Raw genomic sequence first — 19263 nt, 5'->3', positions numbered from 1 at the left:
GATGCACGCGATGATGATAGGAAAAGCCGCCGGGGGGCGGCAACCCCGACGATCACGCTCCGCCGTGGCGGTGCAGGTTGTACTGGTTGATCTTGCGGTGGAGGCTCCGGCGGGACATCCCCAGGATCTCGGCCGCGCGCGAGACGTTCCACTGGACGCTCTCGAGCACCCGGCGGATGTGGGCGATCTCGATCTCCTCGAGCGTGCCGCCGCGAGGCGCGGGGCGGGCGGCGGCGGAGGGGATCTCCACGGACTCGATCCTTCCGGACGGGTCGAAGAGGACGGCGCGCTCCAGGACGTTGAAAAGCTCCCGGACGTTGCCCGGCCAGTCGTGGGCCAGGAGGGCGGCGACCGCCCCGTCCGAGATCGTCCGGCCCCGCCGCAGGAGGTAGTGCCGCGCCAGGAGCGGAATGTCCTCCTTGCGCTCCCGCAGGGGCGGCAGAAGAATCGTGACGACGTCGAGCCGGTAGAAAAGATCCTCGCGGAAGCGGCCGCGGGCGACCTCGGCCCGCAGATCCTTGTTCGTGGCCGCCACCAGCCGCACGTCCGCCTTGCGCTCGCGCACGTCGCCCACGGGGCGAAACTCGCCCGTCTCGAGGACGCGCAGCAGCTTGGCCTGCACGTTGGGATGGGTCTCGGCGATTTCGTCGACGAACAGGGTTCCGCGGTCGGCGATCTCGAGGAGGCCCCGCTTGTCGGCGGCGGCCCCCGTGAACGCGCCCGCCCGGTGGCCGAAAAGCTCGCTTTCCAGGAGGTTCTCCTGCAGCGTGGCGCAGTTGACCGCCACGAAGGGGAAATCGCGCCGGACGCTGTCGAAATGCAGAGCCCGCGCGACGAGCTCCTTGCCGGTGCCGCTTTCGCCCTGGATGAGGACGGGCGAGGCGCTGTCCTTCACCTTTCGGATCAGCTCCATGACGCGCCGCATGGCCGGGCTCGTCCCGACGATCTCCGCCGCCCCCCGCTCGTGACGCAAGGTCGCGCGGAGCTGGACGTTCTCGCGCTCGAGACGCCGCCGCTGCACGGCCTGCGCGACCCGGAGCTCCACCTCCGCCAGCGAGCAGGGCTTCTGAAGATAATCCGCCGCCCCGGCCTTCATGGCCTCGACGGCGGTCTCGACCGTCCCGTGCCCCGTCAGGATCACCACGGCCACGTCGGGGCGCGCCTCGCGGATGCGCCGCAGAAGCGCCAGGCCGTCCATCCCGGGCATGAGCAGGTCCACGAGCGCCACGTCCACGCCGTCCAGGAGCGACAGCGCCTGGGCGCCCCCGGCCGCGGCCACCACGCGGTGGCCCGTCCGCGCCAGACGGTCGGCCACGAGCTGGCGGAAGCTCTCGTCGTCGTCGACCACGAGAACGGCCGGCTTGTCCATGGCTCTTCAGCGCTCCCGCGCCGGCTCGCCCGCCGGCAGCACGATCAGCACCTCGGTCCCCTGCCCCACCTCGCTGCGCACCTCGATCGAGCCGCCGAGCTGGCGGACGATCCCGTAGCTCAGGGAAAGCCCCAGGCCGGTCCCCTGGCCCGGTCCCTTGGTCGTGAAGAAGGGCTCGAAGATCTTCTTGAGATTCTCCGGCGGGATGCCGCAGCCGGTGTCGGCGATCCGGACGCGCACGTCCCGGCCGCCGGAGCTTTCCACCCGGATCGTGCCGCCCTCCGGCTCCACGGCGTCGGCCGCGTTGACGAGGACCGAAAGAAAAACCTGCAGAAGCTGGCCGGGGTCCGCCTGCACCGGAGGCGCCGGTCCCAGCTCCGTCACGATCTCCAGGCGCTCCTGGCGCTTCTTGAACCGCAGATAGTCGATCGCCTCGCGAAGAAGGGCATTGACGTCCACGGGCTGGAGGCGGAACTCGCTCTTGCGGGCGAAGTTGAGAAGGCTCCGCGTGATGGCGCGGCAGCGTTCGGTCTGCGACCGGATGACGTCGGTGTACCGGACGATCTTCTCTCCGTTGCCGCGCGAAAGCTCCGCCAGCTCCTCGGCGTAGCCGGCGATCGAGGCGAGCGGCGTGTTGAGCTCGTGGGCGATTCCGGCGGCGAGCTGCCCCAGCCCGGCGAGCTTTTCGGTCTGAAGCAGCCGTTCGTGGAAGCGGCGCATCTCCTCGTCCTTGCGGCGCAGGCCCTCCATGATGGTCGAGGCGAGATACGTGGCGATGAAGAGCGTCGAGGCCAGGACGAGCGACGAGGCGGCCACCGCGCGGGGATCGCGCCAGCCGCCCAGCCCCAGATCCGCGTGGGGCACGAGTTCCCCGTGCTCCAGAACCGCCATGGCGACATAGAACAGCGAGGCCAGCGCCGCCACGACGTACGACGTGCGCCGGGGCAGGAGGATGGCGGCGATGATGACGTGGAAGACGTAGAAGAAGACGAAAGGGTTGTCGATGCCGCCGGCCACGTGGAGGGCCAGGGTGAGGATCGCCAGATCCACCACCACCTGCCACCAGGCCAGGGCCAGGGGCGGCGCGCCGCGGCGCGCGAGCAGCCCGAAGGCGACGTTGAGCCCCCCGAGAAGGCCGGCCAAGGCCAGCAGGATGGGCCACGAGACCCCCATTCCCAGCGCGGCCACAAGGACGGCCGCCAGGACGATCCCGCCGACCGCCCACCACCTCAGGCGGACGAACCAGCGCAGCCGCTCCGCCAGCTCCGGGCCGGACGTCATGCCCCGGATTGAAACACAAACGGGGACGCCGCGGAAGCCCCTTCGCGGCGGCGCCCGGGGGCCCTCAGCGCTGCACGGCGCCGACGATCCGGGTCCAGAGGTTCAGCCCCGGATTGTCGGTGGCTTTGGCCAGAACGGCGCTTCCCCCGACCACGGCGGCCGCCAGGATCAGAACCGTCACCACCTTCTTGAGCAGGCCGCCCTTCTTTTTCTTCTCTTCGCCCATGCCTCACCTCCCTGACGGAACTCCCGACCCATCTTCCGAACCCAACCGCCCCCTCCGGCGATTCACGCGGGCGCCCCGGGGGCCGACCCCGCGGGCGGCTCCTCGGCGGACTCGCCGCCTCCGTTTTCCTCGGGCGGGGGAACCTCGACGCGCGCGATGGGCGATTCCTCGCCCTCCTCTTCCTTGGCCACGCGGGCGATCGAGACGAGCTTGTCGCCCGGCTCCAGGCGCAGGAACCGCACCCCCTGCGTGGCGCGGCCCATGATCCGGATGTCCCGCACGGCGATCCGCACGACGATCCCGTTCTGGGAGATCATGATGAGGTCGTCGTCGTCGGTGACGGCCTTCATTCCCACGACGCGCCCGTTGCGCTCCGTGGTGCGGATGTTGATGACGCCCTTGCCGCCCCGGGACTGGAGACGGTAGTCCTCCAGCGCCGAACGCTTGCCGTAGCCGTTCTCGCACGCGGTCAGGATCGATTCGCCCGGTTTCGGAATCACCATGTCCACCACGCGGTCGCCGGGCTCGAGGTCGATCCCGTAGACGCCGATCGTGGCCCGGCCCATCGGCCGCAGGTCCTTCTCGTGGAACCGGATCGCCATCCCCTCGGCCGTGCCGAGCATCACCTCGTTCTCCCCGGACGTCACCGCCGCGCCGATGAGGCGGTCGCCTTCCTCGAGCTTGATGGCGATGATGCCGCTGGGGCGCGGGTTGCCGTATTCGGCAAGCTCCGTCTTTTTGACGAGGCCCCGCTCCGTGGCCATCACGAGGTAGCCCTTCTCGAAGCTCTGGACCGCGACGGTGGCGGCCACCCGCTCCCCTTCCTTGAGCCCCAGGATCGCCGAAAGGGGCTTCCCCCGCGCCGTCCGTTCCAGCGCCGGCAGGTCGTAGACCTTCTGCCAGCGGACCCTCCCGTCCTGCGTGAAGAAGAGGATGTAGTCGTGCGTCGAGGCGATGAAGATCCGCTCGATGAAGTCCTTCTCCTTGACGTCGGCCCCGATCAGGCCCTTGCCGCCGCGGCGCTGCTTGCGGTAGCTCGTCATCGGAACCCGCTTGATGTACCCCAGGTGCGAGAGGACCACGACGACATCCTCTTCCGCGATCAGCTCCTCCTTGTCGAAGGCGCCCACCTCTTCTTGCGAGATTTCGGTGCGGCGGCGGTCCGACGTCTTGCGCAGCTCGTAAAGGTCCTCGCGGATGATGTCGTAGACGAGCGCTTCGTCCGCGAGAATCGCCTTGTACTCGGCGATTTTCTCGCGCAGCTCCTCGAGGTCGCGCAGGAGCTTTTCCCGCTCGAGATTGGTGAGCTTGGAGAGCGTCATCCGCAGGATCGCCTCGGCCTGCGGCGGGGTGAACCCGAATTCCTCGACCAGGCCCTTCTGGGCCGCCTCCGGCGAGGCGGAGCGCTTGATCAGGGCGATGACCTCGTCGATCACGTCGAGCGCCTTGACGAGCCCCTCGAGGAGGTGCGCCTCGCGCTCGGCCTGTTCCAGGAGGAACCGCGTGCGCCGCCGGATGACGTCCTTGCGGTGCTCGAGGTACGCCAGAAGCATCTGCTTGAGCGAGAGCGTCTGCGGCCGCCCGTGGACGAGCGCGATCATGATGATCGAAAAGGTCTCCTGCAGCGGCGTCAGCGCGTAGAGCTGATTGAGGATGACCTCGGCGTCCTCGCCCTTGCGCAGCTCCACCTCGATGCGCATCCCCTCCCGGCTGGACAGGTCGCGCACGTCGCTGATGCCCGTAATCTGCTCGTTCTTGACGAGCTCGGCGATCCGCTCGATGAGGTTGGTCTTGTTGACGTTGTACGGGATCTCCGTGACGACGATGAGCTTGCGGCCCCCGCGGGCCTCCTCGATCGAGACCCGGCCCCGGACGGTGATGTGCCCGCGACCGGTCTCGTAGGCTTCCCGGAGCCCCGCCGTGCCGCAGACGATGCCGCCCGTCGGAAAATCCGGGCCGGGAATGAACTTGACGAGGTCGGCCAGCGGCGCTTCCGGATGGGCGATCAGGTGAATCAGGGCGTCGCACACCTCCGCCAGGTTGTGCGGCGGAATCGAAGTCGCCATGCCGACGGCGATGCCGACCGCGCCGTTGCACAGGAGGTTCGGAAACTTCGAGGGCAGGACCACCGGCTCCTCGTACCGCTCGTCGAAGTTCGGCACGAAGTCCACCGTGGCCTTGTCGATGTCCTCGAGCATCTGGACGGCGTACTCGGTCATGCGCGCCTCGGTGTAGCGCATGGCCGCCGGAGGGTCGCCGTCGATCGTCCCGAAGTTGCCCTGCCCCTGGACGAGGAGATACCGCGTGGCGAAGTCCTGCGCCAGACGCACGAGCGTGGGATAGATCGCCGCGTCGCCGTGCGGGTGATATTTCCCCATCGTCTCGCCGACGATCGTGGCGCATTTGCGGAACTTGGCGCGCGGGCCCAGCCCCAGCTCGTTCATCGCGTACAGGATCCGCCGCTGCGAGGGCTTCAGGCCGTCCCGCACGTCCGGCAGCGCGCGCGAGACGATCACGCTCATCGCGTAGTTGAGGTAGGAATCCTTCATCTCCTCCTCGACCAGGGCCGGCACGATCGTGCCGCCCGGCGCCGGAGGCTGAGGGTCTTTTCGGTCTTCAGGCATGAGGCTCCCATTATACCGGCCCCCCCGCCGGACGCAAGCTCACGGCGCGCCGGGCACCCACATATCCCACTTTCCCCCAAGGGGTTGCTGTTAAGAGTCAAGTTCCGGGCTCCCTTTGCCGAAGACCCAAAGGAGGCTGTCGCACGAGCCCCATGGAGGATGGGCCAATGAGATGGGCGGGCGCAACCCTGGCAGGCGGGTTCCTACTGGCGCTCCTGACCGCCGTGGTCGGAGAGTTCGCCCGCGGAGTGGACGACCTGCGCGCGCGCCTGGAAGGCGCGGAGGCGGAAATGCGGCGCCTTACCGCCGAAAGCCGCGCCGGCTCCGAGCGCCTCGCCCGCGATGTCCTGCGGACCCGCGCGGACTTCGAAGCCCTCCGGGAACGCCTCGCCGCGTGCGACGTCGAACGGCTCTACCGGGACGTCCTGGCTCCCTCCGTCCAGGTCAACGCCCTGGGCGGCGTGGGCGGCGGCACCCTCCTTTTCAGCCGGCCGGGCCAGACCTACGCCATCACGGCCTTCCACGTCGTCCAGAAAGCCGTCCGGCGCGAGGAGTCCGGCGAACGTCGCCTGCCCGTCGATGTCCGCGTCTACGACGATCGCGGCCGGCCGGCCGATCTGGTGCCCGCCGACATCGTGGCCTGCGACGAGCGGCGCGACCTGGCGCTCCTGCGCCTGCGCGCGGAACGCTCCTTCCCGCACGTGGCCCGCCTGGCTTCCCGCGAAACCCTCCGCGCCGTCAAGGTCTTCACCCCCGTCTACGCCGTCGGCTGCCCCCTGGGCCACGATCCCCTGCCCACCCTCGGCGAGGTGGCCACCCTCGCCAAGGAGGTCAACGGGGAGAATTTCTGGATGATGAACGCCCCCACGATCTTCGGGAATTCCGGCGGCGGCATCTTCCACCGCGAAACCCGCGAGCTTCTGGGCGTCTCCGTCATGGTCTGCACCTACGACGGCGTGGTCTCCACGCCGGTGCCGCATCTGGGAATTCTCGTCTCGCTCGAGACCGTCTACGACTGGCTGGACGCGCTGCAGTATCGCTTCGTCTACGACCCCTCGGCCACGATCGAAGCCTGCGAAAACGCGCGCTCCGCTCCCGCCCCGGTCCCCCCGGAGGGGCCCGGAGCCCGCCCCACGGGATTCTCCGCCCCCGCCGCCGAGAACGACCCGTAGCTCCCCCTGGATACCCTTTGCATTCCCCGCCCCCGTCATTAGAATCGGGGACGTGAAATTCCGGGTGCGGAGGGCCAGGGAGATCTTCCAGGGACGCGTTCTTCGCCTGGTTCTCCGGGACGTGGATCTCCCCAACGGCCGCCGCGCGACGCTGCAGGTCGTCGAACACCCCGGGGCGGTCGCGATCCTCCCGGTCTTCGACGACGGCGACGTGCTCCTCATCCGCCAGTTCCGCCCCTCGATCGGCCGCGAACTCTACGAGATCCCGGCCGGCACGCTCGAGCCCGGCGAACGGCCGCTGGCGACGGCCCGCCGGGAAATCGTGGAGGAAACCGGGTACCGCGCGGGACGCTGGCAAAAACTGGCCGAGTTCTACACCGCCCCGGGCTTCTGCACCGAGCTCATGCACCTTTTCGTCGCGCGGGACCTCTCCCCCGCCCGGGCCCCGGGCGACGCCGACGAGATCATCCGCACGGCGCGTATGCCCCTGGCGCGCGCCCTGGAACTCGCCCGGCGCGGACGCGTCCGTGACGCCAAGAGCCTCGTCGGACTCCTCTGGTACGCCCATGAGCAGCGAGGATAAGCACCGCACGAAGGCCGACGCCCTCTTCGGGCAGATCGCCCTGCGGCTGGGCATCGTCACCCGCGCCCAGCTCGAGGAAGCCCTCGAGCTTCAGCGCTTCGCGCAGGGCCACAAGCCTCTCGGCGTCCTCCTCATGGAGCTCAAGTACGTCAGCGACAAGGACCTCGAGCGCATCCTGAAGGCCCAGCAGGAAATCCTCAGCCAGGCCTCCTCCCGCCAGCGCGCCGTCCGCGAAGACAACCTTTTCGGCAAAGTCGCCATCCGCCTGGGCTTCTGCACCGAAGAGCAGCTCGCCGAATGCCTGGCCCTCCAGGAGCAGCTCCCCCGGGACCGCTTCATGCGCCTGGGCGACATCATGGTCATCAAGGGGTACCTCACGGTCGAACAGGTCCGCAAGATCGCCGAAACGCAGAAGGGCCTCATCGTCTACTGCCCCCAGTGCGATACGCAGTACAACGTCGTGATGTTCCGCCCCGGCGCCTCCCTTCAGTGCTACAAGTGCGGCTCGCCCCTGCGGATCCCCTCCCGCTCGACCCCCGCCTCCCTCGACGAGGCGCTCTACTTTGGAGATCCCGAATGATCTTCCGGCGGGTCTTGACGCGGCGCCGGCCCTCGCCGAAGATGGCGCCGTGATCTCCGAATTCCGCAACGAACCCCTGACCGATTTCGCCCGGGACGACGCCGCCCGCCGCGCCCAGGAGGAAGCGCTCGGCGCCTTCCGCCCCGTCGATTGCCCGCTCGTCCTCGCCGGAGAACGCGTTCCGACCCGCGCGAAGATCCTCTCCTTCAACCCCTGCGCGCCGTCGCGCCTGGTGGGCCGCGCGTCCCGCGCCGGCCGAGCCCATGCGGAGCGCGCCCTTCGCGCGGCGTGGGACGCCTTCCCGGCCTGGTCGCGCACTCCCGCCGAAGAACGCGCCGAGATCCTCTTCCGCGCCGCCCGCCTCATGAGAGAGCGACGCTGGGAACTCAACGCCACGATGATCCTCGAGGTCGCCAAGACGTGGCCCGAGGCGGACGCCGACACCGCCGAGGCCGTCGATTTCTGCGAGTACTACGGACGCGAGATCCTCCGGCTGGCGGGCGAACAACCCCTCACGCCCGTCCCCGGCGAGCGCAACGCCCTCCTCTACCTTCCGCTCGGAGCGGGACTCGTGATCTCCCCCTGGAACTTCCCCTGCGCCATCCTCACGGGCATGACCGCCGCGGCGCTCGGGGCCGGAAACACGGTCGTCCTGAAGCCCTCTTCGCTCACTCCGGTCATCGCCTTCAAGGTCTTCGAAATCTTCGAGAAAGCCGGCGTGCCGCCCGGCGTCCTCAACTATCTGCCCGGCCCGGGGGGCGAGGTCGGCGATTTCCTGACGGACCATCCCCTCACGCGCTTCATCTCCTTCACAGGCTCCCGGGACGTCGGGATCCGCATCTACGAGCGCGCCGCCCGGGTCCATCCGGGACAGCGGTGGCTCAAGCGCGTGCTCGCCGAAATGGGCGGCAAGGACGCCATCGTCGTCGACGAAGACGCCGATCTCGAACAGGCCGCGGCGGGAATCACGGTCTCCGCCTTCGGGTTTCAGGGACAGAAGTGCTCCGCCTGCTCGCGCGTCGTGGCCGTCGAGCCGGTCTACGACCGGCTCCTCGAGGAGGTGCGCCGCCGAACCCAGGCCCTGCGCGTCGGGGACGCGGCCGACCCGGCCTCCCAGATGTCCGCCCTGGCCGACGAGAACCAGCTCCGAAAGGTCCTTCGCTACATCGCCCTCGGCCGCCGAGAAGGGCGCCTCGTCGCCGGCGGACGCCGGATCCCCGGCCGCGAAGGCTGGTTCGTCGAGCCCACGATCTTCGCCGACGTCTCCCCCCGCGCCCGGATCGCGCGGGAGGAGATTTTCGGCCCCGTGCTGGCCTTTCTCCGCGCCCGCGACTTCGCCCACGCCCTCGAGATCGCCAACGACAGCGAATATGCCCTGACGGGAGCCTTCTACGGCCGCGCCCGGATCGCCGAGGCCCGGCGGGAATTCCACGTGGGCAACCTTTACATCAACCGGAAGTGCACGGGCGCCCTCGTGGGCGGCCATCCCTTCGGGGGCTTCAACCTGAGCGGCACGAACGCCAAGGCGGGCGGCCCGGACTACCTGAAGCTGTTCCTGCAGGCCAAGGTGGTCAGCGAGAAGGTGTCCTGAGCGGCTCGACCGCCACCGGGCGCGCCGGAACGACCGGCAGGGGCCTGCCCCCCAGCGCAGCCCCGCATCCCACGCAGGCCGCCTCGCGGAAATCGAACACCACGCGGAAACGGCCGCCGCAGGGACACGGCTCGACCGTGGCCTCGAACGCCGCGTGCGCCTCCCGCGTCCCCTCCGGCGAAAGCCCTTCGGTCTCGCCGCGCCGCCGGGCCGTCTCGCGCACGGCGCGCACGAACTCGGCGTCCTCCCGCGCGTGGAACCAGCGCCACGCCCCGCACCCGCCGCAGCGCGCATGCCAGACGAACTCGTTGCCGCAGCATCCCTCGGGCAGAAGGAGCGTATTGGGCCGCCCGCACTCCGGACAGCCCACGTCCACGGCCAGGCGCCGAATGGCGCTCATGCCGGGGAGTGTAGTATAATCCCCCGACCGTGCTCAAGCTGGGCAAGCCGGTCCGCGCCCGAAAAACGGCGGTCGCCCCGCCGCGCGACCTTCTTTCCTGGTATCCGGCGGCCGCCCGGCACCCCTTCCCCTTCGTCCTGGAAAGCGCGGCGGGCGGACGCTTCAGCTTCCTGGGCTCCAATCCCTACGCCGTCCTCCTCGCCCGCGGCCGGCGGATCTCCCTGTGGCGCGGCGGCCGCGAGCGCTCCTGGGAGGGCGACCCGTTCGATGCCCTCCGCGAACTCCTGGCCGAACGGCCGGTCGAGTCCGATCCCGACCTTCCGTTCCCCGGCGGCGTCGTGGGCGCCTTCGGATACGATCTCGCGCGGCACCTCGAGCGCCTCCCGAGGCGCGCCCAGGACGACCTCGGGTTTCCGGATCTCGTCGCGGGCTTCTACGACCGCTTCCTCGTCGTGGACCGACAGGAACGCCGCGCCGCGATCGTGGAACTCGCCGACCGCGACACCCCGAGAGCGATGGACGCGCGCACCTACGACGAAGCGTTCGGCGCCGCCTCGGCCCCCGCCGGCCCGCGGGGCGCCAACTTCACGCGGGAGCGGTACGTCCAGGCCGTCCGCCGCGCCCTCGAGTACATCGCCGCCGGCGACGTCTACCAGGTCAACCTTTCCCAACGCTTTCACGCCCGGGTGCCGGAGCCGCCGGTCCGGATTTACGAACGGATGCGCGCGGCGACCCCCGCCCCCTATGCGGCGTGCCTCGAATTCGGCCGCCGGGCGGTCCTTTCGGCCTCCCCGGAACTCTTCCTCGAACGCCGCGGGCGCCGAATCGTCACCCGGCCCATCAAGGGCACCCGCCGCCGGGACCCCGATCCCGACGAAGACGAGCGTCTCCGGAGGGATCTCTGGTCGAGCCCCAAGGACGACGCCGAATTGGCCATGATCGTGGACCTCGAGCGCAACGACCTGGGGCGGGTCTGCGAGTACGGAACCGTCCGCGTGGCCGAACCCAAGATTCTCGAAAGCCACCCGACCGTCCATCATCTCTGCGCCTCGATCGAGGGAACCCTGCGGCGGGACGCGGGCCCCGTGGAGATCCTTCGGGCGACGTTCCCAGGAGGCTCGATCACGGGAGCGCCCAAGATCCGGGCGATGGAGATCATCGACGAACTGGAACCCACGCGGCGGGCGTTCTACACCGGCGCCCTCGGCATGATCGGCCTGGACGGCTCCCTGAATCTCTCCATCGCCATCCGCACGGTGCTCATGGACGGCGAGGACTGCTTCTTCCAGGCGGGCGGCGGAATCGTGGCCGATTCGGATCCGCAGGCCGAGTACGAGGAGACGCTGGCCAAGGCCGCCGGCCTCGCCCGGGCGCTGGGGGTTTCCCTGCCGTGAGCTGGGTCTGGCTCGACGGAACCTTCCGTCCCGAAGAGAAGGCGCTCATCCCCGCGACCGACCCCGGCCTCCTTTACGGACACGGCGTCTTCGAGGTCACGCGGGCGTACGGCGGAATTCCGTTCCGCCTGGCCGACCATCTCGAGCGGATGCGCCGCTCGGCGGCGCTCTTCAAGGTCCCCTTCCGGCTTCCGGACCTCGAACCCGTGATCGCCGAGCTGTGCCGCCGGAACCGCGCGCCGGACGCCTACGTGCGGATCACGCTGTCGGCCGGCGGACACCTCCTGGTCCTGGCGCGGCCGCGGCGCCCCCTGCCGCGGGCGTGGTACCGCAAGGGGGCCGAGGTCATGATCGCCCCGTGGCGAAGGGATCCGCGGGGCCCGCTCTGCGGGCACAAGACGCTCAACTACCTCGAAAACGTCCTGACCCACCGCGAAGCGCTCCGGCGCGGATGCGCGGACGCCCTTTTCGTGGGCCCGCGGGGAGAGCTCCTCGAAGGATGCGTGACGAACGTGTTCCTCGTCTTCGGCGGCCGACTGGTCACACCGCGCCTGGGACCCGGCATCCTTCCGGGCGTCACGCGGAAGATCGTGCTTGAAATCGAGCCCTCCGCGCGGGAGCGGACCGTGCGGCTCAAAGAATTGTGGAAGGCGGACGAAGCCTTCCTGACCAATTCGCTCATCGAAATCCTGCCCCTGGGACGGCCCGGACCGGTGACCCGCCGCGTGGCGGACGCCTACCGGGCGCTCACTCCCGCGGCGGGGGCCCGGTAGGAACGTCGTCCAGAAACTCCGGATGCTCGTCCCGAATCGCGGCCTTGCGCCGGGCCTCGGCGGAATCGGTTTCGGGAACGCCGGAGCGCGCCGCCAGCCACACCAAAGCCGCCGCGGCCAGGACCGCCGCCGCCCGCACCCAGAAGGCCGGGGTGAGCGCCGACGTTCCCGCCAGAAGGAGCGCCGCCGCGCCCATGCCGATCGCCGCGGCGACCCCCCGGGAGGAAACACCCAAAGCGCGCATCGGAAAGCGGCTCCCCACCGGAGGAGTCGGAAAGCCCCCCTCGCGTGACGCGGCGTCGTCGCGCGCTCCCGGGTCCGCGGCGTTCCCCTACCGCCGCCGGCGCAGATCGATCGGGGGACGCTCCCCGAGCTTCACCCGAAGTTCGCGCTCCCTGCGGTCCCGCAGCACCTTCACGGTCACCTCGGTTCCCGGAGAAAGCCGGGCGACTTTGAAGAGCATGTCCCCCTGACCGGCCACCCGCTCGCCGTTGAATTCGAGGATCACGTCCTTGTCCTTGAACCCCGCCTCCGCCGCCGGAGTGCCCGGCTCGACTTCGAAGACGAAGGCGCCTCGGGCCTCCTTGAGTCCCAGGTGGTCCAGCAGCTCCTCCAGCGACCCGATCCCGTACTCCTGGCGGAGCGCCTCCACGAGCTGGGCGTCCAGATCCGCCAGCTTCACGCCGAGGTAGCCGCGCCGCACGCGACCTTCGCGCTGGAGCCGTTCGGAAACCCACTTGACCAGATTCGAGCTGATCGCGAAGCCCACGCCGTCGTTGCCCCGCGTCTGGGACACGATCGCCGTGTTGATCCCGACGAGCTCTCCCTTCAGGTTCACGAGCGCCCCGCCCGAGTTGCCCGGGTTGATCGCGGCGTCGGTCTGCAGGAAATCCTGATACGGCAGCCCCAGCTGCGCGCGGCGGTGCTTCGCGCTGACGATGCCGGCCGTCACCGTGTGGTTGTACCCGAAGGGGCTCCCGATCGCCAGACACCAGTCTCCCACGCGGACCCGGTCCGAATCCGCGAACGGAATCGGCGCGAGCTTGGCTCCCCGGGCCGAAATCTTCAGAAGCGCCAGGTCGCTCTCGGGATCCGTCCCAAGCACCTTGGCCGGATACTCCTTGCCGTCCACGAACCGCACGCGCAGCGCGCGCAGGCGGTCCGCTCCGGCGTCCACGACGTGGTTGTTCGTGACGATATGGCCTTCCTCGCTCACGATGACGCCGGAGCCCACGCCCATCATGGGCTGAAAGAAGTCCCCGAGCCCGCCGCCCACCTGGGTGGTGATGTGAACGACCGAAGGCATCGCCGCTTCCGCCACCGCGTGAAACGACTCCTGAAGACTCGCCAGCACCGCCGGCGGTTCGGGACGCGCCGCCGGCGGCCGGGGCGCTTCCCCTCGAGCGTCGAACGCGCGCCCCAGCCCGACCCCCGCCGCCACGCCCGCCGCCAGGAACGCCGCCACGGCGATCGATCGCAGGATGTCCTTCATGACGATCGCTCCTCCCCGTCAATACTCCGCGCCGTCGGAGTCTCCCTTGACGCGAATCGTTTTGCGCTCGCCGGCCCGAAGCACTTCCAGCTCGAACTCGGGCTTGAGCATCGCCGCCCGCGCGTCGCGCCGAAGTTGCCAGATGTCCGTGACCGGCTTTCCGTCCACCTTCAGAAGGATATCGTCCTTCAGAAGCCCCGCCCGCGCGGCGGGCGTGCCGGGACGCACCTCGACCACCCGCAGGCCTTCGCCGGGCTTGAGCCCGAGCCGCTCGCGGAGCGGATCTTCCAGCCCCTCGACCCGCAGGCCGAACTCGCGACCGCGCGGTTCGGTCGCCTCAGGGTCACGCTCGGGCCGGGGCGGGACCGGAAACGGCCCGCGGAAGAATCGCCGGTACTCCCGGAAGAGATCTTCCTGTTCCTCCATCCATCGGCGCCACTCCTCATCCCACTCCGCCGGAGGACGGGATCGGAATTCCGGCGCCCGCGGGCGCGCCGGGCGTGAAGCCGCCGCGCCCAGGTAGCGATCCAGTCCGTGCCGGCGGACCACCTCCCCGTGCGCTTCGCGGAACGCCTCGACGCTGGGGGCCGAATACCGGCGCACTTCCCTGCGCCCCTCCGCCTCTTCGACGATCTCGACCTCCACGGCGCCGTCCTTGCGCACGCGCAGCGTCAGCCCGCGCGAGGCGTCATAGACGTAGAGCCGCACGTCCCGAAGGTCGGGAGTCCGGGGGTCCGGATCCTGAAGGGCCGCCAGCGCCGCCAGAAGGACTTCCATGGAACCTCTCCTCCATCATCGAACGGCAAATCCCGAAGGACGGGGACGCCCCGGGCCTCGGGAGTCGTCCTCCGCGACTCGATTTCACTTGAGAGGATCGATCTCCACGCGCACCTCGAGTTCGAGCCGCTCCTCCCCCCGCAGGAGGGTCACCCGCACCGGAGTCGGCTCTTCGAAACGGGCCACCTTCCACTGCAGCTCCGCCGGATTCCGGACGGGACGGCCGTCGAAGGCCACCAGAACGTCCTCCGGCGCCAGCCCCGCGCGAGCGGCGGGTCCGTCCGGATCCACGCGCAAAATCCGCACGCCCCCTTCGGGCCGCCCGGCGGCGCGGACCGTCACGCCCAGCCATCCGCGCACCATCCGTCCGTGCCGGATGATGCGGTCGGCCGAAAACTTCACCCATTCCGCCGGGACGGCGAAACCCGCTCCCGGCGCCGCGGACCGACCGGGCTCAGCCCCGTAAAGCGAGTGCACCAGCCCCACGAACCGGCCCGCCGCATCGGCCACGAATCCGCCGCAGTCGCCCGGATGCACGGGCGCGGTCACTTGGATCATGTCGTCGTACCGGCGGCCTCCCACGAGGATCGACCGGCCCGAGCCGGCAATGCTCCCGAACGAAGCCCCCGGCGCGCCGAAGGGATATCCCACCGTCACGGCAATGGCCCCCGGCTTGCACGGTTCGGAGACGAAAGCGGCCGGGACGAGCCCCCGCGCCGGAACGTGGAGAACGGCCACGCCGGTCCGCACGTCGGAGGCCACGTGCCGCGCCTTGTACACGTCCCCGGCGGCTTCCACGGACAGGTCTTCCGCGCCTTCGACGCCCGAGGCTTCCGTCACCACGTGTCCCTCGCCGCCGTAAACGACGCCCGAGAGGATCCGCCGGCGCGGCCCGAAGAGAGGATCGCTCCCGAGCATCGCGGTCACGCGAACCACGGAAGGACGGACCTTTTCGACGACGGCGGCGATGTCCCGTTCGAGCTTGCGCAGGGTGGAGTCGTCCGAAGGACGGTCCTGAACGGTGGCCGCGGCGATCGCCAGCAGGGCGCAGAGCGCGTTCATAGCCGCCTCGGCGTCGAGGACTAGAACTCCCGCTCGTCGCCGGAAAGCAGGGATTCCACGCGAGGGAGATAGGCGTCCTCGTCCGGGTTCGCTTCGGGGAGCACCATCTCGAACCGGGGCGCGCGTCTCGCGGGCCAGGGCTCCGAGCTCAGAACCCGGGCGGGTCCCGAGCCCGGCACGGAGGCGCTCACGGGTTCTCGAACGCCTTCCGGCGCCGCGGGGATCTCCTGCGGGCGATCTCCGCCCACAAGGTGCGCCCCCAGGCCGATCGCCACGCCCAGAAAAAGCGCCGCGGCGCACCGCAGGCCCGTTTCCATCCAGGACGCTCCCGCGGCGGGAACCGAACGCGGAAAAAGCTCGCCGCGAATGCCCGCCCACATCGACCGCCAGAGACCCGGCGGGACGTCCACTTCCCGGAGGACGGCCAAGTGGGTGCGGGCCTCGCGGTACTGGTCCAGCTCGCGCGCGCAGGCGCCGCAGAACCGCACGTGCTCCTCGACGGCCCCCCGGTCCTCCTCGGACGCCTCCCCGCCCACGTAGAGCGGCAGAAGTTCCCGAATCTCCCCGCAGCCCATGAAATCCTGCTTCTCCATTCACCCCTTATACGAGCCGCGGGTGGGGCTGTTAGGCGCGCGGAGGCGGGTCAGCGCTCGGACGCCTCCCCTTCGTCGCCGATCTGGACGCCCTTGCCTTCCCACACGGCCTTGAAGAGGCGCCGCGCCCGGTGGAGGCGCCAGCGAACGGTGGCGTTGGTGCAGCCGACGATCTCGGCGATCTCCTCGCAGGAAAACCCCTGAATGTCGCGCAGGGTGAGGACCGCCTTGTACTTCGGAGGCAACCGGTCCAGCGCCTGGTGCACCCGGCGGCGCGTTTCGGCCCTTTCCCCGCTTTCGGAAGGATCGCGGCGCGCGGGATCCGCCAGCCCGCCTACGCCGTCGAGATCCACCGTCCGCGCGTGCGAAGCCTTCCGGACGTGGTCGATCGAAAGATTGACGACGATCTGGTAGAGCCAGGTGTAGAAGTTCTTCCGCACGTCGAACCGGCGGATGTTGCGGAAGACGCGCACGAAGGCTTCCTGAGAGATCTCCCGGGCCGTCTCCTGGTTGCCGACCATGTTGTAGGCGATCCAGAAGGTGCGCCGCTGATAGCGTTCGACCAATTCCCGGAAGGCGTCTTCCCGTCCTTCCTGGCAGCGCTGAATCAGGGCGATTTCGGCGGCGTCCGGCATATCCAGGGGGAGCCCTCGCGCGACGAGGGCCCAACCATTATAACGACCGGGAAGGCCCGAAGGAACGACGCTCCCGGCCGAAATCCGGGGTCGCCGGCCGGGCCTCCAGGAAAGGAGACGCGCCGCCGCGCGCCGACCTTTCAGGAATTCGGGCGGCGGAGAAAACGAAGGGGGGCTATTCGCCCTTTCGCTCGCCGAGTTTGACCTTGAGGACCTGCTCCTTGCCGCGGCGCAGAATCGTCAGCGCCGCCTCCTGGCCCGGCTTGGCCGCCTCCATGAATTTGGCCAGCCCCTCCTCGCCCCGGACGGGTTGCCCGTCGATCTTGAGGAGGATGTCGTTCTTCCGGAGTCCCGCCTGCTCCGCCGGACTTCCGGAGACGACGTCGGCCACGAGAAGCCCGACGCCGTCCTCAATCTCAAGCTGAGCCCGGAGTTGTTCCGCCGGTTCCTCCGGCTGGATCCCCAGCCAGGCCCGCGGCGCCGCAGGCGCGGGAGCTTCCTTGCGGGGCTCGACCTTGGGGGCCGGGCGGGCGGGAGGCTTCGCGCGGGGGGCGGGCGCCTCCTTGCCCGGCAGAAGGTCGCGGAACTTCTCGAGGTCCAGGCCGCGGAACATTTCCCGCAGATCGCGGTTGAGCCTCCACTTGCCGTCCTTGCCCTGCTCGAAAAACTGCTCCGGATCCATTCCGAGCTGCTCGAAGACGGCCCGGAGCTGCTCGAAGACCTCGTCCTCCAGGGCGAAGAAATCGAGTCCCTCGTCGTCGCCACGAGCGCCGCGCTCCGGGCCCCGGGGCTCTTCCTGTTTGCGCTCCCCTTCGCGCGGCTCGAGGAACTTCTTGACGCGCTCCCGGAGCTCCTCCTTCTTGGGCTCCTCCTTCCGCGGTTCCGCGCGGGGAGGTTCGGCGGGCCGCGGCTCCTCCTTCTTCGGGGCCGCCTCCGCCCCCGCGGCGTCCATCGGGTGGCGCCCCAGCGTCACCTCGGCGGTGGAACGGCGCCCGTCTCGAAGGTACTCCACCTTGATGCGGGCGCCCTCTCCGAGATTCTGGATCAGGGCGGGAATCTCCTGGGGCGACTCGATGGGTTTCCCGTCGATGGCGACCAGGACGTCGTCCGCCTTGAGGCCGGCCTTGGCCGCCGGGCCTCCTTCGACAACCTCGAAAATCCGGATCCCGTTCTTGATTCCGAGATCCTTTTTCTCTTCGTCGCTCAGGTCTCCGGGCCGGATCCCCAGGTACCCGCGCGCCTTGCGCGGCGGAGCGGGAGGCTTGGATTCCGGAGGCGGCGCCTTTCGGACCCCGGAAAGTTCCTCCTCGAGCATCTTTTCGATGTCTTTGAGAAGGCGTTCTTCTTCCTGCCGGAGGCGGCGCTCGACGTCCTCCAGGATCTTCTTCTTGAGCGCTTCCTTGTCCTGATCCTGGGCCGCCGCCGGCACGGCCGCCGCCAGAATCCCGAGCCCCGCCAGGAATGTCCGCAGGAACTTCATAAAGCCTCCCTCGGGAACCGTTCGATCGCCTCCGTTCAGAGGTAATACGTCCCGCCGGCAACCCCGTTGGGGAGCGCTACCGCAGCGGGCCGCGGGGAGGAGGCGTGACCCCGCCTCCGCCCTTGAGGCCGAACCGGGCCCGCACGGCCTCCACCAGGGGAGTGACTCCGCGGTCCGTCGATACGATTAGATCCGCGGGGACCGCCTGAAGTTGCGCGGCGACTTCGGGGGTGCTGGCGAAATGGGGAGCGTAGTTGTGATAGAGGATGACGTAGGTCTTGTGAACCCGGCGCGCCCGCTCCAGGCTGGGCCCCACCGGGTCCTTCCCGCGCGTCGTGGCCGCGGCGTGGACGCAGATGACGTCCGGCTGGATCTCGTCCGCCAGGAACGCCACCTCCCGCTCCGTGGTGGCCACGCGCACCTCGAAGCCCTGGCGCCCCAGCTCCATCCGCACGATGTCCTGCACCTTGGGATCCCGATCGACCAGGATGATCCGGCGGGTCAGGATCTTCTGGATCGTCTTGAAATCCTTGGTGGCCTTGAGGAAGGCCAGAAGGTCGTTGTGGGTGATGACGTAGTTGGCGATGTTGGCCATGTACTGGCCGTTGAGCTGCCCGGACTTGATGTAATCGACGACTTCCTGCTCGGAGCAGCCGAGCACTTGAGCGGCCTGCACCGGCGTATAGAAGCTTTGCGTCACCATCGGCGCCCCCATTATATCGGCCGAACGGCGCGTCCGCTACAACGCAATCCCTCCCCCCTCTACTCGGCGCGCTCCCCCAACCGGAGGTTCAGCGTTTCCCGGCGCCGATCTCTCAGCACCGTGACCGCCACGCGGTCTCCAGGACGGTACCGCCCCAGGATCCCGGCGATGCGCTCCTCGCTGACCGGAACCCCATCGACCTCGAGCAGGATGTCTCCCGGCCGGACGCCCGCCTCGCGGGCCGGGCCGCGCACCTCGGCGATCTTGATGCCTCCCGGAATTCCGAGCGCGCGGCGCTCGTCGTCTCCCAGATCGCCGGCGACGATGCCCAGGTAGGCGCGCCGGGGAGCCGCCGCGCGCGCCCGCTCGATCTCCGAACGGATGAGCGCGCGAAGCTCGTGGCGCAGGCGGAGGTAGGATTCGCGGACCTCGCGCTCGACGCGCTCGAGAATCCGCCGATGCGCGGCGTCCTGATCCTCCTGAACGGGGGTCCCGAGAAGCGCCGCCGCGAGGCACGCGATCGCCATC

The 19263-nt window shown here is 69.6% G+C and carries 20 protein-coding genes; 6 read left to right on the top strand and 14 right to left on the bottom strand.

Annotated features, from left to right (window positions below; translation table 11 throughout):
* Positions 1 to 52 precede the first annotated feature (52 nt).
* The 4 genes from VNO22_14465 to gyrA form a co-directional block, all read right to left on the bottom strand.
* Positions 53 to 1369: a sigma-54 dependent transcriptional regulator gene (locus VNO22_14465; protein HXG62569.1), complete on the bottom strand. Its 1317-nt coding sequence runs from the start codon at positions 1367 to 1369 to the stop codon at positions 53 to 55.
* Positions 1370 to 1375: 6 nt separating this feature from the next.
* Positions 1376 to 2650 carry an ATP-binding protein gene (locus VNO22_14460; protein ID HXG62568.1) on the bottom strand — a complete coding sequence of 425 codons (1275 nt, stop codon included), beginning with the start codon at positions 2648 to 2650 and terminating at the stop codon, positions 1376 to 1378.
* 64 nt (positions 2651 to 2714) lie between these two features.
* Positions 2715 to 2876, bottom strand: a complete 162-nt coding sequence (locus tag VNO22_14455) for a hypothetical protein (protein HXG62567.1) — start codon at positions 2874 to 2876, stop codon at positions 2715 to 2717.
* Positions 2877 to 2938: 62 nt separating this feature from the next.
* A complete protein-coding gene (gene gyrA / locus VNO22_14450; GenBank protein HXG62566.1) occupies positions 2939 to 5500 on the bottom strand; it encodes a DNA topoisomerase (ATP-hydrolyzing) subunit A in 2562 nt (853 codons plus the stop codon).
* 167 nt (positions 5501 to 5667) lie between these two features.
* Here gyrA and VNO22_14445 point away from each other — a divergent pair, with 167 nt between their 5' ends.
* The 4 genes from VNO22_14445 to pruA are packed head-to-tail and all read left to right on the top strand — an operon-like array spanning position 5668 to position 9426.
* Positions 5668 to 6672, top strand: a complete 1005-nt coding sequence (locus tag VNO22_14445) for a trypsin-like peptidase domain-containing protein (protein HXG62565.1) — start codon at positions 5668 to 5670, stop codon at positions 6670 to 6672.
* Between the two features lie 52 nt (positions 6673 to 6724).
* Positions 6725 to 7255, top strand: a complete 531-nt coding sequence (locus VNO22_14440) for an NUDIX hydrolase (protein ID HXG62564.1) — start codon at positions 6725 to 6727, stop codon at positions 7253 to 7255.
* A complete protein-coding gene (locus VNO22_14435; GenBank protein ID HXG62563.1) occupies positions 7239 to 7835 on the top strand; it encodes a hypothetical protein in 597 nt (198 codons plus the stop codon). Before VNO22_14440 ends, VNO22_14435 begins: the two co-directional genes overlap by 17 nt.
* Positions 7836 to 7884: 49 nt before the next feature.
* Positions 7885 to 9426, top strand: coding sequence for an L-glutamate gamma-semialdehyde dehydrogenase (pruA, locus tag VNO22_14430; protein ID HXG62562.1), 1542 nt, complete (start codon positions 7885 to 7887; stop codon positions 9424 to 9426).
* On the opposite strand, the gene VNO22_14425 is transcribed toward pruA, so the two are convergent.
* Positions 9407 to 9826, bottom strand: coding sequence for a hypothetical protein (locus VNO22_14425; protein HXG62561.1), 420 nt, complete (start codon positions 9824 to 9826; stop codon positions 9407 to 9409). The genes pruA and VNO22_14425 overlap by 20 nt on opposite strands.
* A 29-nt stretch (positions 9827 to 9855) precedes the next feature.
* Here VNO22_14425 and pabB point away from each other — a divergent pair, with 29 nt between their 5' ends.
* Entirely contained in the window at positions 9856 to 11220 is a 1365-nt protein-coding gene (pabB, locus tag VNO22_14420) for an aminodeoxychorismate synthase component I (GenBank protein ID HXG62560.1), read from the top strand.
* On the top strand, positions 11217 to 11993 hold the full coding sequence (locus VNO22_14415; GenBank protein HXG62559.1) for an aminotransferase class IV: 777 nt from the start codon (positions 11217 to 11219) through the stop codon (positions 11991 to 11993). Before pabB ends, VNO22_14415 begins: the two co-directional genes overlap by 4 nt.
* Here the strand turns inward: VNO22_14415 and VNO22_14410 are convergent.
* From VNO22_14410 to VNO22_14370, 9 genes are all read right to left on the bottom strand, one after another.
* Positions 11968 to 12237 (bottom strand): hypothetical protein, encoded by a 270-nt coding sequence (locus tag VNO22_14410; GenBank protein HXG62558.1) that lies wholly within the window; start codon positions 12235 to 12237, stop codon positions 11968 to 11970. The genes VNO22_14415 and VNO22_14410 overlap by 26 nt on opposite strands.
* 87 nt (positions 12238 to 12324) lie before the next feature.
* Entirely contained in the window at positions 12325 to 13485 is a 1161-nt protein-coding gene (locus VNO22_14405; protein HXG62557.1) for a trypsin-like peptidase domain-containing protein, read from the bottom strand.
* Positions 13486 to 13503: 18 nt separating this feature from the next.
* Positions 13504 to 14262: a PDZ domain-containing protein gene (locus tag VNO22_14400; protein ID HXG62556.1), complete on the bottom strand. Its 759-nt coding sequence runs from the start codon at positions 14260 to 14262 to the stop codon at positions 13504 to 13506.
* 84 nt (positions 14263 to 14346) lie between these two features.
* Positions 14347 to 15324: a S1C family serine protease gene (locus tag VNO22_14395; protein ID HXG62555.1), complete on the bottom strand. Its 978-nt coding sequence runs from the start codon at positions 15322 to 15324 to the stop codon at positions 14347 to 14349.
* Between the two features lie 20 nt (positions 15325 to 15344).
* A complete protein-coding gene (locus VNO22_14390) occupies positions 15345 to 15917 on the bottom strand; it encodes a zf-HC2 domain-containing protein (GenBank protein ID HXG62554.1) in 573 nt (190 codons plus the stop codon).
* A gap of 50 nt (positions 15918 to 15967) precedes the next feature.
* Positions 15968 to 16552, bottom strand: a complete 585-nt coding sequence (locus VNO22_14385; GenBank protein ID HXG62553.1) for a sigma-70 family RNA polymerase sigma factor — start codon at positions 16550 to 16552, stop codon at positions 15968 to 15970.
* Positions 16553 to 16727: 175 nt separating this feature from the next.
* The gene (locus tag VNO22_14380) at positions 16728 to 18032 is read right to left on the bottom strand and encodes a PDZ domain-containing protein (protein ID HXG62552.1); all 1305 of its coding nucleotides are present in this window, start codon (positions 18030 to 18032) and stop codon (positions 16728 to 16730) included.
* Between the two features lie 76 nt (positions 18033 to 18108).
* On the bottom strand, positions 18109 to 18735 hold the full coding sequence (locus VNO22_14375) for a hypothetical protein (GenBank protein ID HXG62551.1): 627 nt from the start codon (positions 18733 to 18735) through the stop codon (positions 18109 to 18111).
* Positions 18736 to 18794: 59 nt separating this feature from the next.
* Complete coding sequence (locus VNO22_14370; protein HXG62550.1) at positions 18795 to 19262, bottom strand: PDZ domain-containing protein; 468 nt, start codon at positions 19260 to 19262, stop codon at positions 18795 to 18797.
* Position 19263 lies beyond the last annotated feature (1 nt).

The organism is Planctomycetota bacterium, from assembly GCA_035574235.1.
Taxonomy (GTDB): domain Bacteria; phylum Planctomycetota; class MHYJ01; order MHYJ01; family JACPRB01; genus DATLZA01.
Note: the sequence above shows the minus strand (reverse complement) of the source record. Positions and strands in the feature narration are given on the sequence as shown.

Bases quoted from the DNA above. Each gene is read 5' to 3' on its own strand.
- VNO22_14465 (HXG62569.1), bottom strand. From the start codon at position 1,369: ATGGACAAGCCGGCCGTTCTCGTGGTCGACGACGACGAGAGCTTCCGC.
- VNO22_14460 (HXG62568.1), bottom strand. From the start codon at position 2,650: ATGACGTCCGGCCCGGAGCTGGCGGAGCGGCTGCGCTGGTTCGTCCGC.
- VNO22_14455 (HXG62567.1), bottom strand. From the start codon at position 2,876: ATGGGCGAAGAGAAGAAAAAGAAGGGCGGCCTGCTCAAGAAGGTGGTG.
- gyrA (HXG62566.1), bottom strand. From the start codon at position 5,500: ATGCCTGAAGACCGAAAAGACCCTCAGCCTCCGGCGCCGGGCGGCACG.
- VNO22_14445 (HXG62565.1), top strand. From the start codon at position 5,668: ATGAGATGGGCGGGCGCAACCCTGGCAGGCGGGTTCCTACTGGCGCTC.
- VNO22_14435 (HXG62563.1), top strand. From the start codon at position 7,239: ATGAGCAGCGAGGATAAGCACCGCACGAAGGCCGACGCCCTCTTCGGG.
- VNO22_14425 (HXG62561.1), bottom strand. From the start codon at position 9,826: ATGAGCGCCATTCGGCGCCTGGCCGTGGACGTGGGCTGTCCGGAGTGC.
- VNO22_14410 (HXG62558.1), bottom strand. From the start codon at position 12,237: ATGCGCGCTTTGGGTGTTTCCTCCCGGGGGGTCGCCGCGGCGATCGGC.
- VNO22_14405 (HXG62557.1), bottom strand. From the start codon at position 13,485: ATGAAGGACATCCTGCGATCGATCGCCGTGGCGGCGTTCCTGGCGGCG.
- VNO22_14400 (HXG62556.1), bottom strand. From the start codon at position 14,262: ATGGAAGTCCTTCTGGCGGCGCTGGCGGCCCTTCAGGATCCGGACCCC.
- VNO22_14395 (HXG62555.1), bottom strand. From the start codon at position 15,324: ATGAACGCGCTCTGCGCCCTGCTGGCGATCGCCGCGGCCACCGTTCAG.
- VNO22_14390 (HXG62554.1), bottom strand. From the start codon at position 15,917: ATGGAGAAGCAGGATTTCATGGGCTGCGGGGAGATTCGGGAACTTCTG.
- VNO22_14385 (HXG62553.1), bottom strand. From the start codon at position 16,552: ATGCCGGACGCCGCCGAAATCGCCCTGATTCAGCGCTGCCAGGAAGGA.
- VNO22_14380 (HXG62552.1), bottom strand. From the start codon at position 18,032: ATGAAGTTCCTGCGGACATTCCTGGCGGGGCTCGGGATTCTGGCGGCG.
- VNO22_14375 (HXG62551.1), bottom strand. From the start codon at position 18,735: ATGGTGACGCAAAGCTTCTATACGCCGGTGCAGGCCGCTCAAGTGCTC.
- VNO22_14370 (HXG62550.1), bottom strand. From the start codon at position 19,262: ATGGCGATCGCGTGCCTCGCGGCGGCGCTTCTCGGGACCCCCGTTCAG.